Consider the following 14,230-nt stretch of genomic DNA (forward strand, 5'->3'; position numbering starts at 1 on the left):
CGCGGTGCCGAAGCGCTTGGTGACGCCGTCGATCCGGACGAGCGGCTTGTCGTCCCGGCCGGTCTCGGCGGCGCTCATTGTCCGCCCGCTGTCGGCGTGGGAAAGCGCACGGTGATCGGCATGCCTTGGCGCAGATCTGGGCCGGGCTTGTCGATGACGATCCTCAGGCGATAGACGAGGTCGGTCCGAAGCTCCGGCGTCTCCACCGATTTCGGGGTGAACTCGGCGACCGGCGAGATGAAGCCGATCGTGCCTTCATAGGGCTTGTCAGGCGACGTATCGGAGGCGACAGAAACCTTCATGCCGGGATGGATGCGGCCGAGATCAGGCTCGGCGACATAGCTGCGCACCCAGACAGGTTCGGTCAGAGACAACACGAAGACCGTGTCCGCCGGCGAGACGATCGCGCCATTTTCCCGCACGCGCGAGAGGATGACGCCGTCGTTCGGGGCGCGCAGCTCGGTATCATCGAGCGAAGTGCGGGCGGAGGCGAGTGTTGCCTGAGCCGCCTTCAACTGGGCGTCGGCGGCGGCGATATCCTCAACACGGGAGCCTTCCAGCAGCAGTTTCAGTGCTTCGTTGGCGGAATCGGAGCGTGCGGCGGCCATCGCCCTTGCGGCAGTCGCCTGGTCGAGGCTCGCCTCGGAGATTGTGCCCTGCGGGCGCAACTGGCGGGCGCGGTCATAGGCGAGGTTGGCATTGCGGAGATCGGCGAGACTTTCGTCATAGGCGGCGCGCGCTTGGGCGATCTCGGTCGGCCGCGGACCGGCCTTCAGCTTGTCGAGCGTCGCCTGAAGGGCTGCGGCATTCGCCTCGCCCGAGCGGACCGCGAATTCATAAGGAGCTGCATCGAGCTTTGCGAGAACGTCTCCGCTCTTGATGACGTCGCCTTCGTCGGCGTGGAGTTCGGCGAGGCGGCCGCTGACACGGAAGCCGAGCGAGACCTGACGGATATCGACATTGCCGTAAAGGACGAATTCGCGGCTGGCCTCTGGCAACCAGCCGAGCTTTTGGGGCAGGGCGTACCACCAGGCGGCGGCCCCTGCCGCAACGAGAAGAAGGATGGCGATGGGAAGGATGCGTTTCATGCTGCACTTCCATTCAGCGGGCCGATGGCATCGACCAGCTCTGCGGCCAGGCCGCGCACGGTTTCCACCTGTTCGGGGCCGACGCCATCCCACTCCATCTGGGCGAGCACGGCTGCATGGGCAACGCGAAAGACGAGGATGCTGCCGAGAAGGGTGAAGGTGCGCAGGCGCACATGTTCCGAGGCGGGATCCTCATGAAGGATGGCGCCGATCAGCCGCCGGCCCATCTCAATCATCGGCCGCATGAGGCCCTGATAGACCCGTGTGAAGGCTTCCGTCGGTTCCATCTGCTCGCGGATCAGGAAGCGCGCCCAGGATTCGGATTCCCTGCCGACGAACAGCGTCACCATGGTCTGCAAAATCTCGGTCAGGAAATGGCGGGCCTCAGCTTCACCAAGCGGTTTGCCCGCAGCATCGAGCGCCAGCAGATGCGCGCCGACGCGCGCCCTCATGTCACCGACATGCGTATTGATCCGCATCATCAGATATTCGGCCGTGGCGATGTAGAGGCCTTCCTTGCTGCCGAAGTAATAGGGGATGGCCTGCAGGTTGACGCCGGCCGCTTCCGTGAGCTGGCGCGTCGAGGCGCCGTCGAAGCCATAGCGGCCGAAGACGTCGAGGGCAGCGGACAGCATCTTCTGGCGTGCGATCTCGGCGCGGGCGGAGGCCGGTGGCTGGTTGTCCTGTTCTTGGGTCATGACAATTTTATAACATTGACAGGAAAATAAGTCAATCGATTGATATATTTTTTGGGCGGCTGTTATCCCTGATGCCTTCGCTGATGCGAAGGCAAGAACCAGAAGAAGGCATCCGCTATCCGGATGTCTTCAATTCGATGGGCGCAATGCTTGGGTGGCGATCAGAGGCCTAGGAAGTAATCTCGGCTCGACGGAGCCTTGGCAGGGGCAAACCAACGCCCCTGCCAGCTTGCCTTGGCGTTGAGGAAGCCACCCGATTCCGCCTTGGGCGGCCGGCCCGTGGCAATCAACGACTGGCGCAATTCCTCCTGCAGCTTGGCGCGCAGGACATAGTGGTCATAGACGTCGAGAATGTGGATCGCATAGGCGACGGCAAGCGACTGGTTGCCGCGGACGATCAGCAGGTTCTCGTCGTTCTGGTAGGAGGCCTTGTAACCCAAGTTGTGGCTGCCGGTGATGACAGTGCAATTGTCAGGATGGAGCGGGTCGATGACGACGATCTTGTCGTGGATGATCGCGTGGCCGGCGCTCAGCAATTCGGGACGAAGATCGCCGAACTGGGCGGAGATGGCCGCTGCGCGCACCATGACGACACGGCCGGTATCGCCGCCCGGCCACCAGATCGCCCGCTGCGGCAGGTCCCTGACCTCGCCATCCGGCTGATGGACATAGGTTGTGGGTTCACCGGGTTTTGCCGGCGGCAGTGCTGCCGGATTGCTGATCGCGCCCTGGACGAGCAGGTCCGGCCGCTTGACGGCAAGCTCCGCTGCCTGGCCGATGACGTTCTGTTCGCCGCGCACACCAGGATAGAAGGTGAGGAACAGGATGGCGCTGTCGGCATGCTCCATCAGCGAATAGACGCGGCTGAGATCGACGGGTGTCGGTGAAGTCTTGTTCTTGCTCGGCGCCTTGGTGTTGGGTGAAAACAGGATTTCGACGGTGGTCTTTCCGTCCTTCAGCGTCACCGGCCCGGTCGGCGCGGCATTCGCCAAGCGCAGGGCGGGGCCCTGCACGCCCTTGCTCGGGGCAAAGCCCTCGGCGGTCTCACCATGGTTGGAAACGGTCAGCGGAACGCCCACAGGTTGCGGATCGTCCCGCAGAAGCTTCCAATAGGCGAGGAAACGGGCGGCGACATTCTTGTCCTCGATCAGGATGACGTTGTTCGACTGGGTGCAGAGGCCGGTTTCGGTCCAGTTGGTGCTGCCGGTCATCACGGCTCGCGCGACGCCACCCTCGACATAGACGGCGAACTTGTTGTGGCCGATATGGCTGTTGTTGTTGAAGAGGCGATCCTGCATGCGCTCTGCCGCGGGAGCAGCGGCATGGAGGCCGATGCGTGCATCATTGTTGCCGGTATCCCAGACGACCGGTTTCCTCGGCAGCGGGTCGCCCTTCTTGTTGAGATCGGTCGAGCCCGAGGTGGAAAGGATCACATGCGCCTTGCCGGCCTTGACCAGTGCCGTCAGCCGCTCGATCAGTTCGGGATCGTGCAGCTCGTAGAGCGCGAGATAGAGCTCGCCGTTGCCCGTCTCGGCGCGGTCGATCAGCATCGTCAGGAAGCTCAGCACATCGGCGGTCAGGAACAGGCGGATTGGATCGCCCTTTTTCGGGATGTGGGCCTTCAGCGTCTTCAGCAGGCCTTCGGTAATGCGCATCGCCGGGCCGGGGGCAATATTCTGCGGCTTGACGCCCTGGACCTTTTCCAGCTGGCGCAGCAGGTTCTGCGTCGAAAGGATGCCGTTGGTATAGGTCGCCTTGATGGCGCCGCCGCCCGGGAAATCATGGGTGACGTCGATGCTCTCGGTCTTGAAGGGTTCGTCCAGCAAAAAGAGTGGCCGTGGCGGCCCCACATAACGCGGCTTGCCGTTTTCGTCGCGATAGGGGGCGGTGTCGGAGGCGGGAACCGGTTTCCGGCCGGGGCCTGCAAGGCCGACCGGCGTAATTTCATAGTGAATCCTGAAATCGATCGGCCGAACGGTCGCCTCGTCGCGGGAGCGGCGCAGTGTCAGGTCGCGCCATTGATATTGCTGGATCGGCCAGACCGAACTGTCCTGCTCCAGCCAGTCTGGATTCGACTGGTCGGTAAAAGCGATCCAGGTCGGCAGGATGCGCCGGGCTCCGGCCTCCGGCCCGGTCTCGTGTACGCGGGTGATCATGAAGCCGAGGCAATCGGCAATCGGGCCGTCAGCCATCCAGGCGAGGTAGGCGACCTCGCCGTTGCACCATGCGCCTGCCTTGGTAATCCTTCCCATGCCTGCCTCCCGCCCGTTGTTTGCTCAGACCACGATTGCATCCGCCATGACGATGAAGATCGCATGCGCCTGCCATGCCACCCGTTGCCGGGGCAATTGGCTCTGCAGGCATGCGCACCCCAGATCTCGAGTGAACCAACTCTATCGTCGGTTGAGTCCATTTCAACACATATAGGCTAACGATACTAAAGTAACGTGACATCGCTCATGGCGGGACGCGTGCCTGATTGGGATCGAGATGCGCGGTTCAGCGTCTATCGGATCTGGCGATCTCAGCTGTTCCGGAAAGAAGGCAAAGAGGCCCGTGGAGAACGGACCTCTCAGGGTTCTCGGGGTGGGAAGAGGAACCAAGCCTCGGGGTCGGCTGCTAACAGGTAGCGATACAATATCGCTAATTTTCACGACACTAATGTGTCTGGCGCCTGCCGGCTGCGAAATAAAGAAGTGCCACTTTTTGTGATTCCTGTGGCTATGTTTTGACACAAAACTGCCTTGCTCTTTCCGTATCGCCGGTTCGATGCGTATTCAGATTTATATCATCGCGCTGCTGCTCAGCGCCATCATGTGGTCGATCTCGTTCGATGCGGCGCGAGAATCCTATCATGCCGCGCAAAGCGCAGGATTGATGCCGAACCTGCACCTCAACAAGAAGCTGGATCGCATTCTGTAGACTGCGATGCAGCGTCCAGGTCATCAACACGTTTTCTGATGTTGCGTTGTTGGCCTGCAGGCCAGCAGACATTTTTCCTTGTGCGTCCCGAGCCCTTCCGGACAGAAAGTCAAATTTCGTAAAATTTGACCGATCCGCTTAAAAGCCCTGAAAATACTGATGTGTAGAGTGGCCTCATGAAAGCGACCGAGGCGTGGACAGACGCATCGATCGTTTGGAGCCGGGCAAACCGAAAGCCCGCCGATCAGCAAACGGGGACTTCGACATGCACAGAACTCTTGCCGCCATCGCCTTGACTCTGACCATCGCCGCCGCTGCCGAGCCGGCCTTCGCCATCGGTCCAGCCAGCCTTGCCCGCGATCTGATGTACACCTCCGCCATCGGCCATTCACCCGAGGTTCCGTTGACGACACGCGCCGGTTTCGTGCGCCCTGGCGTTCCTTTCGTCCTGCGCAGCCCCGCGACCGTCGAGGGCGAGGGCTCCCGGCTCAAGACCTATTCGCAGAGCCTCACCGTTGTCGTCGGTTACGTGTTTTCGACGGCGGTCGAGGCCGTGCAGGCAGTTGCGTTTCTTCGCTGACACTTAGCCAGAACTTAGGCCGATCCGACCTACGATCGTCCGCACCTAGAGCAATTTCAGCAAAAGTGCGCAGCGGTTGCGTGAAAACAGAGAGATAGAGCATTTCCGTGATTCGAAGAAAAACGGAAATGCTCTAGGTGTCGAGCTCACCGCGCACGTCGAGATACCAGTCGACGAAGGCCTTGACGCCGACCTCCAAGGTCGTATCGGGCTTGTAGCCCGTCAGTGCGACGAGCAGATCGGGGGCGGCGAAGGTACGCGGCACATCACCCTTTTGCATCGCCAGCATCTTGCGGATGGCAGGACGGCCGAGCGCCTTTTCTACCGTTTCGACGAAATCCATCAGGCTGACCGGCTGGCCTCCGCCAATATTGACGACGCGAAAGGGCGCCTGGCGCGAAAGCGTTTCGACAGCCGCGTCGTCGAGACGGTTTTCCTCACTCGGGCCGATTGCCGACAGTCTGACGATCGCTTCAATAAGATCGTCGATATAGGTGAAGTCACGGCTCATCTTGCCTTCGCCGTAGATCTCGATCGGTTGGCCTTCAAGCATGTTCTTGGTGAATTTGAACAGCGCCATGTCGGGCCGGCCCCACGGACCATACACGGTGAAGAAACGAAATGCCGTAGTTGGAATCTTGTGAAGATGGGCATAGCTATGCGCCATCAGCTCCATCGATTTCTTGGTCGCAGCATAGATGGTCAGCGGCTCGTCGGCGCGATCGGTCTCGCGAAAGGGGACGGTCGCATTGGCGCCATAGATCGATGATGTCGAGGCCAGCATCAGATGGCGGATTTCGACGCGCCGCGCGATTTCCATGATGTTCCACGAGCCTTCGACGTTCGAACGAAGATAGGCCTCTGGATTTTCCAGGCTGTAGCGCACGCCGGCCTGTGCGGCGAGGTGGATCAGAATGTCGGGCTTGGCTTCCAGAACGGCCGCTTCCAGGGCTGGGCGGTCCTCGAGCATCGCGATGACGGGTTTGAAGGTCGGAAACTGGGAGAGTGCCGCATGGCGCATCTCCTTGAGCTTGACGTTGTAATAGGGAGTGAGGCCATCGAAGCCTGTGACGTCATGCCCTTCTTGCAGCAGGCGCCTGGCCAGATGAAAACCGATAAAGCCGGCAGTCCCTGTAATGAAGTAGCGCATTCCCACCTTTTCTCGGCTCCCTGCCGGCGGCAAAGAGCCGATTCCGTATCAAGTGACCCCACTTACAAGATAAAAAGAGGCCGAGTCGATAGGTCTTTGAAAGAGAAGGTCACAGCGCTGTCTCTACTGTCGGCGGCCTGTCGGCCGCTGCCTTGCCGGATGAGGGCGAGACCATCGATATCGTCTGCCGATCAGCCGCGGCTCTCGGCCGCTATGCTGCATTGCAACATGATTGCTTGCATGTTATGGCCGGCCGGTCGTCTGGAAGCAGGTCAGGATCGATGAGAGATATAATTTATTGGATTCTCTGCGCGTTTCTGACCGTTGCCATCGCGATCGTGTCGTTACGCTATGTCACGAACTTCTGGCTTCTGTCCTTCGTCTACAGCTTTCAGGTTCACCTCGGCGTCGTGTTCGTCGCCGCCAGTCTCGTCGTTCTGGGCATCAAAAGGCAGATTTACGGCTTTATCCTTCTGCTTGCCTCGCTTTTTCTCGCCGCTCACGGCGTCATCATGCTGGGCGAGTTCTCGCAGGACGACAGAGCGATGAAAAAGCCGCCACTTTTTCGTCTGATGTCGTTCAACATCGCGATCGATAACTGGAAAAACTCGACTGAAATCACCGACATGGTGATCGCGTCGAATGCCGATGTCGTCAATCTGCTCGAAGCCAAGCCGCTGACGTTCCACCTGCAGCAATTGTTCAAGGCCTATCCCTACCATATCGGTTGCGATGCCGGGAAGGATACATGCGATACGCTGGTGCTCTCCAAACGCCCGTTCGTCAGCCGGCAGGTCGCAAGTATGGGCAGTCTGCGAAAAAACAGGCTTGTTATAGCAAGCGTCGATTTCGGCGGCGAGACTATCAATCTGGTTTCAGCGCACCTGACCAAACCATATTTCGACGATTTCCAGATGGCTGAATTGGAAGATCTCGCCAAAGCGCTCGGCTCGATCGACGGCCCTCTGGTGCTGTCAGGTGATTTCAACTCCTCGGCGATCGCCCCGAGCATCCAAGCTTTCCTGCGTGAGCAGAAGCTGAAAACGATCACGCCAGAACCGGCAACATGGCCGATCGGCGCCGGCGCGCTCGGGATCGCCATCGACCACATATTTGCGCGCGCGCCGCTTCATCTGACATCGCTGAAACGTCTCAATGATAATCTCGGCTCGAACCATTCGGGCCTGGTCGCCGACTTCGTTCTCGACAAGGACGGCGAAACTTCACCGGCAAAATGACTTTGCCTGGGCAAGGAAATCTTGCCGAGCCTACAAATCAGAATCTGGTTCGGCCGCCTTTTTTGTCGATCATCTGAAACGTCTTGCCGTCGGTCTTCACGTTGACGCAATCGGTCTTCTTGCTCGGGAACAGGACGCACACTTGGCCATTGGTTATCTTGTAGCCATTCTTATTGCCGTCGCGATATTCGTAGCCGTTCTTGCCTTCTTTCAATTCGGATGTACCGGGCAGGTGCTGGCGAATTTCCGACTCGCTTGCGGTTCGCATGCTTGCCGTTTCGGCAAACGCCATTCCCGGCACCATGATTGCAAGAAATCCGGCGAGGACGGGCAAGGTACGCATCAGGGGGATATCTCCGGTCATGTCTGTCGGTACATCCATTCTACGAGAACCCCAAGAGGAAATTCAACAGTGAGGATGGTTGCGCCGGAAAAGGCCCGACCATCGCTCCGGCTGCGATTTTACGTTCTTCCGAACTCATCGACGATGCGGATGATGTCGTCCTCGCCGAGATAGGAGCCCGTCTGAACCTCGATGAGCTCGAGAAGAATCTTGCCGGGGTTGGCGAGGCGGTGGACTTCTCCAAGCGGAATATAGACGCTTTCGTTCTCGCGCAGCATCCGCACGGTCTCGCCGACCGTCACCTCAGCCGTTCCCTTGACGACGACCCAGTGTTCGGAGCGATGGTGGTGTTTTTGAAGCGACAGCTTCTTGCCCGGCGTGACGAAGATGCGCTTCACCTGGAAACGATCGCCGTTGAAGATGGAGGTATAGCCGCCCCAAGGGCGATAGGATGTCGGATGGGTTTCGGCGAATTTCGCCGTGGCGGACGTAGAGGCCAGCATCTTGACCAATTGGCCGACATTCTGGCTGTCTTTGAGCGGTCCGACATAGACGGCGTCTTCGCTGGCGATGACGGCGACATCATCCATGCCCTGGACGGCAAGATGAACGCCATGGGTCATGACGAGCGAGTTGCGGGTATTGACGACGGTGGTGTTGGCGGCGGCGACGTTGCCGTTTTCGTCGCGTGCGCCTGATTTCCAGACGGCATCCCAGCTACCCATGTCCGACCATTTGAACGGCGAGGGGACGATTGCGGCCTTGGACGTTTTTTCCATGATCGCATAGTCGATGGAGATATCGGGGCTCTTGGCGAAATGGTCGGCGTCGAGGCGGGTGAAATCGAGGTCGCGGCTTGCTTTCGAAACGGCCTTGCTGGCCGCCTTCAGCACATCGGGCGCATATTCCTGGAGTTCGGCGATGAGTTCCGGCACCGGGAACATGAAGATGCCTGAGTTCCAGTAGAAGCCGCCGTCGGCGAGCATCTGCTCGGCCTTCTCAAGTGCCGGCTTTTCGACAAACCGCTTGACCTTGTGTGCACCGTTTTCGAGGGCATCGCCGATCTCGATATAGCCGTAACCCGTCGCCGGCTCCGTCGGGGTGATGCCGAAGGTTACGAGCTTGCCGTCGGCAGCGGCATCGCGGGCGATGCGGATGCAATCGAAATAGCTCTTGTCGGCAAGGATCTCGTGATCCGAGGCGAGCATCTGGATGATGGTGTGCTTGCCGAACAGGTCGGCGGCAAGCGTTGCCGCGGCGGCCACCGCTGCGGCTGTGTTGCGGGCGACCGGTTCGAGCAGGATCGCTGCGAGCGGGATGGCGCGCTCGCGAGCCTGTTCGGCGACTAGGAAGCGGAATTCCTCATTGGTGACGACGATCGGGGCTTCATAGAGTTCGGGATCGGAAACGCGTTCGAGAGTTTCCTGAAACAACGTCTTGTCGCCGACAAACTGGATGAATTGTTTCGGTGCGGTGGCACGGGAAAGCGGCCAGAGCCGCGTGCCTTTGCCGCCGGCCATGATCACTGGAATGATTTTCTGCGTCATAGGCGGGTTCCTTGAAATAAACGGCTTGTTCGTCGCATGTTGCCGGGCGCCTGCCCAGTCTCCTATTCGATTGAGCCCTGCATTCAGCAGGTCCCGGGCTGCAGCTTCGCTGCCGGCCTCCGTGTAGCAGCGCATTTCCGGCGCATTGCCGGACGGGCGGAAATGAATGATCCCGCCATCCCTTAGCGTCACGCGAAGTCCGTCGATGTCGGATTTTGTCGCTACCTCGCCGATCGGCTGCAGGAAAGCCGAGAGATTTTCTTCCGAAGCGCGCAGATGCGCCATCAGCGCGGCACTCGTCTCCAACGGAAAATTCTCCAGGCGATCGGCCGCGGCAAAGGGCAGGTGATAGGACGCGGCAACGGCAGAAAGCGGCTGCCTGCGAATGGCAGCGAGCGAGAGGATCGCGAGCATCGGGATAAAACAATCGCGCGTCGGCAGGGCTCGCACGGCTCTGTCGTTGATGTCGAATGGGGTTGCAGTCAGCAGCCCGCCATTGGCTTCAAAGCCCATGACATGATCTTCGCCGGCCGCTACGGCCTCTTCCATGCCAGCGATGACGAAGGGCGAGCCGACGCGGGTGCGCCTGACGGCGAAAGAGCCCGCGGCCTCGATGCCCGAATTGGAGGTAACCGGTGTCACCACCGTGCCGGCGCCGAGGAAATTGGCTGCCACAAGACCGAGTAGGTCACCGCGCAGCGGTGTGCCGGTTTCGTCTGCGACCAGCGGGCGGTCGCCGTCGCCATCAGTCGAGACGATCGCATCGAACCTGTGCTCGGACACCCAGCGCTTCATCAGCGTGATCGTCTCGTCAGAAACGGCTTCGGTGTCGACGGGAATGAAGCTCTCCGAACGCCCGAGAGCGGTGATCTCGGCGCCGTAATGGGCGAGAACGTCAACCAGCAGGTCGCGGGCGACGGTGCTGTGCTGGTAGACGCCAATCTTCAGGCCGGACAGCGCGCCTTGCGGAAGCAGGGCGGCATTGCGTTCGAAAAAGAGCTGCCGACAGATCGCTTCATGCTCCTCCGTCCCGGCCGGCGCCTGAACCACCGCTTCGCCGGTCCGCTCGATCTCTGTCGCCAATGCGGTAATTGCCGCCTCGTCCGATTTGTCGATCTCGCCATCCGGGCGATAAAACTTGATGCCGTTGCGGTCGGCCGGAATATGCGAGCCCGTAATCATCAGGCATGCGGCGTTGCTCTCGAGACCATAGAGGGCGAGTGCGGGTGTCGGTACATTGCCGCAGTCGAATATCCGGAAGCCGAGCGCAGCGAGTGCATCGGCGCAATTTCCCGAGATTTCAGGGCTAGAATCGCGAAAATCGCGGCCGATCAGAATGGCATCGCCAGCTTTGGCCCTACCAGTTCCGATCAGATATTTGCCGAACGCTGTGGCATAAAGGGCGGAGGCATGTCCCTTTAGATCCACTGAAAGTCCGCGAAGGCCGCTCGTGCCGAATTTCATAGGAAGACATGACTCCGATTTCACAATCAAGGTTCTACTCAGGCCGCCTGCCGGCGTAAATACCGAAGCCATCATATAGTTAAACACGGAGGACGGTGCCTCGGACAGCCTCTCGCAATCCTCGCTCACCGAATTCTCAAGGTGTAAACCTATCGCCGAGCCGGCAGGCATTGCAGCGTAGATCGATTTTGTTAGAACCGTGTGTCCGTTGTTTCGTCCTATGCGAAGGATTTTCCTAGATGAGCGATACATCCGTCAGTCTCGAGGAGAGCTGGAAGGCTGCGCTGGAGGGGGAGTTTTCAAGCCCCTACATGCAACAGCTCAAATCCTTCCTCATCGCGCAGAAGCAGGTCGGCAAGCGGATATTCCCCAAGGGCAGCGAATATTTCCGCGCTCTTGATCTGACGCCAATCTCCAACGTCAAGGCCGTCATCCTCGGCCAGGATCCCTATCATGGACTCGGGCAAGCCCATGGGCTGTGCTTCAGTGTCCGGCCGGGCGTGCGCATACCGCCCTCCCTCGTCAATATCTACAAGGAAATGGAGACGGATCTCGGCATAGCACCGGCACGTCACGGTTTTCTCGAACATTGGGCAAGACAGGGCGTGCTTCTGCTGAACAGCGTGCTGACCGTCGAGGAAGGGCAGGCGGCTGCCCATCAGGGCAAGGGGTGGGAACGCTTCACCGACGCCGTCATCCGCAAGGTCAACGATGAATGCGAATCCGTCGTCTTCATGCTCTGGGGCTCCTATGCTCAGCGCAAGGCCGCCTTCGTCGATACGACGCGCCATCTTGTGCTCAGGGCGCCGCATCCCTCGCCGCTTTCGGCCCATAACGGCTTTTTCGGCTGCGGGCATTTTTCGAAGGTGAATGCCTTCCTGCAATCGCGCGGGCGCGCGCCGATCGACTGGCAATTGCCGGCCAATCCCCATGATGCTTAAAGCGCGTCGCAATCGTTCAGATTCGCTCCTCGCGCTTTAGCTCTTTGTTTTTGCGCATGTCGTTATCGCATAAACCGCTGCACAGTTTTGCGCGACATGCTTTAGATGTGAACGCGAGTCGGTGTTCGTTCACTAAAAGAAGACAATGCGTTTTGGTCTGCGGGTCTGTTCTGTGGGCGCTTCAGCGCGCATCTTAGCCTCATCGAAAGCCCGCAACGGCGGGCATGAAAGGGGTTTCACATGCTCGATCAGATCAAGGGTCTGCACCACGTCACGTCGATGGCGGAGGACGCCCGCACCAACAACCAGTTTTTCACCAATGCGCTCGGCCTGCGCCGCGTCAAGAAGACGGTGAACTTCGACGCGCCTGATGTCTATCACCTCTATTATGGTGACGAGACCGGTGCGCCCGGCACGGTCATGACCTATTTCCCGTTCCCGAAGATGGCGCAGGGCCGTCCCGGTGCCGGCGAAGTCGGCACGACGGTGTTTTCTGTTCCGCAGGGCTCGATCGGCTTCTGGAGCGATCGGTTTGCCATGCTTGGTGTCGGCGGCCTGAAGGCCGAGGAAAGTTTCGGCGAAAAGCGGCTGAACTTCTCCGGGCCCGATGGCGACGGCTTTGCGCTCGTCGAGGTCAAGGATGACGCCCGTCAGGCCTGGACACATGGCGGCATCAGCGAGGACCATGCCATTCGCGGCTTCCACTCCGTCGCCATGCGGCTGAGGGACGAGGGCGCCACGGCCGAACTGCTGAAGTTCATGGGCTATGAAGTTGCCGAGGAAAGGGACGGCGTCAAGCGGCTGATCATGCCCTCCGGCAATGGGGCGCATCGCATCGATCTCGAGACGATGCCGAACATTGCCCGCGCGCTTCCCGGCGCCGGCTCGGTCCACCATGTCGCCTTTGCCGTCGAAAACCGCGAGAAGCAGCTCGAAGTGCGCAAGGCGCTGATGGACACCGGCTATCAGGTCACGCCGGTGATCGACCGCGATTATTTCTGGGCGATCTATTTCCGCACGCCGGGCGGCGTGCTGTTCGAGGTCGCGACCAATGAGCCCGGCTTCGACCGTGACGAGGATACGGCCCATCTCGGCGAAGCACTGAAATTGCCGCAGCAACACGCCCATCTTCGCGCGCTGCTCGAACAGCACCTGCAGCCGCTCGAAGCATAGGGAGAGGCGATATGACCGAAACTGGATATGTGCACCGGCTGCATGCCGGCGCACCTGATAAACCCATCCTGCTGCTACTGCACGGCACCGGTGGCGACGAGAACCAGTTTTTCGACTTCGGTCGGCGCCTGCTGCCCGAAGCGACGATTCTCTCGCCGCGCGGCGACGTTTCTGAACATGGCGCGGCGCGGTTCTTCCGCCGCACCGGGGAGGGGGTCTACGACATGGCCGACCTTTCCCGGGCGACGGAGAAGATGGCGGCCTACGTCAAGGCATTCGCGGACGAGTACCAGGCTTCCGATATTCTCGGCCTGGGTTTTTCGAATGGCGCAAACATTCTTGCCAATGTGCTGATCGAGAAGGGTATCTTCGATGCCGCGGTTCTGATGCACCCGCTCATTCCGTTTCAACCCGAAGCCCAGTCGACGCTGGCGGGAAGAAAGGTGCTGATGACGGCCGGGCAGCGAGACCCGATCGCGCCTGTTTCCATGACCGAGGCGCTGTCCGAACATCTGAAAAACCGAGGGGCGGAGGTCAGAACGGTCTGGCATCCCGGCGGTCACGAGATTGCGCCGCTCGAGATCGATGCGGTTCGCGATTTCCTCGGCGGTTATTGACGCGTGCACCGCCGCTCGGCGGGAAAACGATTGCGGGACCGGGAATGCCGGTCCCGCATCTTTGCTGGAACAAGGATCCTATCGTCGTGATCGATAGGATATTAGGGGCGAGGAGGATATTTGCCCCTGATTGCCTTCATGTAGAAATTTCCCGGTGATTCCGCCATCGTCAACCCGACGACGACGCCCTTGGGAACGCCTTCATATTCTCGCCTCTGACCATTGGTCAGATAGACCCGTAGATGCCGGCTGTCTTCGTCGTAGGTGATCGCCTCGATAAGTTTCGAATCAACCGCAGTTTCCACTTTGCACCCCGCAGTTTTGGATCTGAGATTCCTGATCAAGAAATGTCATTCACACTCGCAACGCGCCATCATTATGCTGCGCCGCGGGGGCGTCAAGCATGATCTTCTTTAACGTTTATTTTTTCCTGATGGCTCTCGTTATAGTTGATTTTTACAGCTTTTTC

At 59.7% G+C, this 14,230-nt stretch carries 13 protein-coding genes and 1 pseudogene; 6 read left to right on the top strand and 8 right to left on the bottom strand.

Annotated features, from left to right (window positions below; genetic code table 11):
• Positions 1 to 74: 74 nt before the first annotated feature.
• From hlyD to MOV76_RS09670, 3 genes are all read right to left on the bottom strand, one after another.
• Positions 75 to 1,088: a secretion protein HlyD gene (hlyD, locus tag MOV76_RS09660; RefSeq protein WP_247264419.1), complete on the bottom strand. Its 1,014-nt coding sequence runs from the start codon at positions 1,086 to 1,088 to the stop codon at positions 75 to 77.
• Complete coding sequence (locus tag MOV76_RS09665; protein ID WP_247264420.1) at positions 1,085 to 1,786, bottom strand: CerR family C-terminal domain-containing protein; 702 nt, start codon at positions 1,784 to 1,786, stop codon at positions 1,085 to 1,087. Before MOV76_RS09665 ends, hlyD begins: the two co-directional genes overlap by 4 nt.
• A 161-nt stretch (positions 1,787 to 1,947) precedes the next feature.
• On the bottom strand, positions 1,948 to 4,038 hold the full coding sequence (locus MOV76_RS09670) for a phospholipase D-like domain-containing protein (RefSeq protein ID WP_247264421.1): 2,091 nt from the start codon (positions 4,036 to 4,038) through the stop codon (positions 1,948 to 1,950).
• 517 nt (positions 4,039 to 4,555) lie between these two features.
• Between MOV76_RS09670 and MOV76_RS09675 the strand changes: the two genes are divergently transcribed.
• Together MOV76_RS09675 and MOV76_RS09680 are read left to right on the top strand one after the other, a co-directional pair.
• Positions 4,556 to 4,708 (top strand): hypothetical protein, encoded by a 153-nt coding sequence (locus MOV76_RS09675; protein ID WP_018243232.1) that lies wholly within the window; start codon positions 4,556 to 4,558, stop codon positions 4,706 to 4,708.
• Positions 4,709 to 4,973: 265 nt separating this feature from the next.
• On the top strand, positions 4,974 to 5,288 hold the full coding sequence (locus tag MOV76_RS09680) for a hypothetical protein (RefSeq protein WP_028733309.1): 315 nt from the start codon (positions 4,974 to 4,976) through the stop codon (positions 5,286 to 5,288).
• A 133-nt stretch (positions 5,289 to 5,421) separates the two neighbouring features.
• Here MOV76_RS09680 and MOV76_RS09685 read toward each other — a convergent pair whose 3' ends face one another.
• On the bottom strand, positions 5,422 to 6,438 hold the full coding sequence (locus tag MOV76_RS09685; RefSeq protein ID WP_113542522.1) for an NAD-dependent epimerase/dehydratase family protein: 1,017 nt from the start codon (positions 6,436 to 6,438) through the stop codon (positions 5,422 to 5,424).
• A gap of 281 nt (positions 6,439 to 6,719) precedes the next feature.
• Here MOV76_RS09685 and MOV76_RS09690 point away from each other — a divergent pair, with 281 nt between their 5' ends.
• The gene (locus MOV76_RS09690; protein ID WP_247264422.1) at positions 6,720 to 7,676 is read left to right on the top strand and encodes an endonuclease/exonuclease/phosphatase family protein; all 957 of its coding nucleotides are present in this window, start codon (positions 6,720 to 6,722) and stop codon (positions 7,674 to 7,676) included.
• A gap of 37 nt (positions 7,677 to 7,713) precedes the next feature.
• Here MOV76_RS09690 and MOV76_RS09695 read toward each other — a convergent pair whose 3' ends face one another.
• The 3 genes and pseudogenes from MOV76_RS09695 to MOV76_RS09705 form a co-directional block, all read right to left on the bottom strand.
• Complete coding sequence (locus tag MOV76_RS09695; RefSeq protein ID WP_026188498.1) at positions 7,714 to 8,019, bottom strand: hypothetical protein; 306 nt, start codon at positions 8,017 to 8,019, stop codon at positions 7,714 to 7,716.
• Positions 8,020 to 8,138: 119 nt separating this feature from the next.
• Positions 8,139 to 9,566, bottom strand: a complete 1,428-nt coding sequence (locus tag MOV76_RS09700; protein ID WP_018245172.1) for a mannose-1-phosphate guanylyltransferase/mannose-6-phosphate isomerase — start codon at positions 9,564 to 9,566, stop codon at positions 8,139 to 8,141.
• A gap of 42 nt (positions 9,567 to 9,608) precedes the next feature.
• Positions 9,609 to 11,030: pseudogene (locus tag MOV76_RS09705) on the bottom strand (phosphomannomutase); the annotation flags it as partial.
• Between the two features lie 239 nt (positions 11,031 to 11,269).
• Between MOV76_RS09705 and ung the strand changes: the two are divergent.
• The 3 genes from ung to MOV76_RS09720 all read left to right on the top strand — a co-directional run bounded on the left by ung (position 11,270) and on the right by MOV76_RS09720 (position 13,761).
• Positions 11,270 to 11,971, top strand: a complete 702-nt coding sequence (ung, locus tag MOV76_RS09710) for a uracil-DNA glycosylase (protein WP_247264423.1) — start codon at positions 11,270 to 11,272, stop codon at positions 11,969 to 11,971.
• A 240-nt stretch (positions 11,972 to 12,211) separates the two neighbouring features.
• Complete coding sequence (locus MOV76_RS09715; RefSeq protein ID WP_247264424.1) at positions 12,212 to 13,144, top strand: VOC family protein; 933 nt, start codon at positions 12,212 to 12,214, stop codon at positions 13,142 to 13,144.
• Positions 13,145 to 13,155: 11 nt separating this feature from the next.
• Complete coding sequence (locus tag MOV76_RS09720) at positions 13,156 to 13,761, top strand: alpha/beta hydrolase (protein WP_018243225.1); 606 nt, start codon at positions 13,156 to 13,158, stop codon at positions 13,759 to 13,761.
• Positions 13,762 to 13,862: 101 nt separating this feature from the next.
• Here the strand turns inward: MOV76_RS09720 and MOV76_RS09725 are convergent, their stop codons facing one another.
• Positions 13,863 to 14,105, bottom strand: coding sequence for a KTSC domain-containing protein (locus tag MOV76_RS09725; RefSeq protein ID WP_012758625.1), 243 nt, complete (start codon positions 14,103 to 14,105; stop codon positions 13,863 to 13,865).
• Positions 14,106 to 14,230 lie beyond the last annotated feature (125 nt).

Origin of the sequence: Rhizobium sp. PRIMUS64 (assembly GCF_023006465.1) — a bacterium.
Lineage (GTDB): Bacteria > Pseudomonadota > Alphaproteobacteria > Rhizobiales > Rhizobiaceae > Rhizobium > Rhizobium leguminosarum.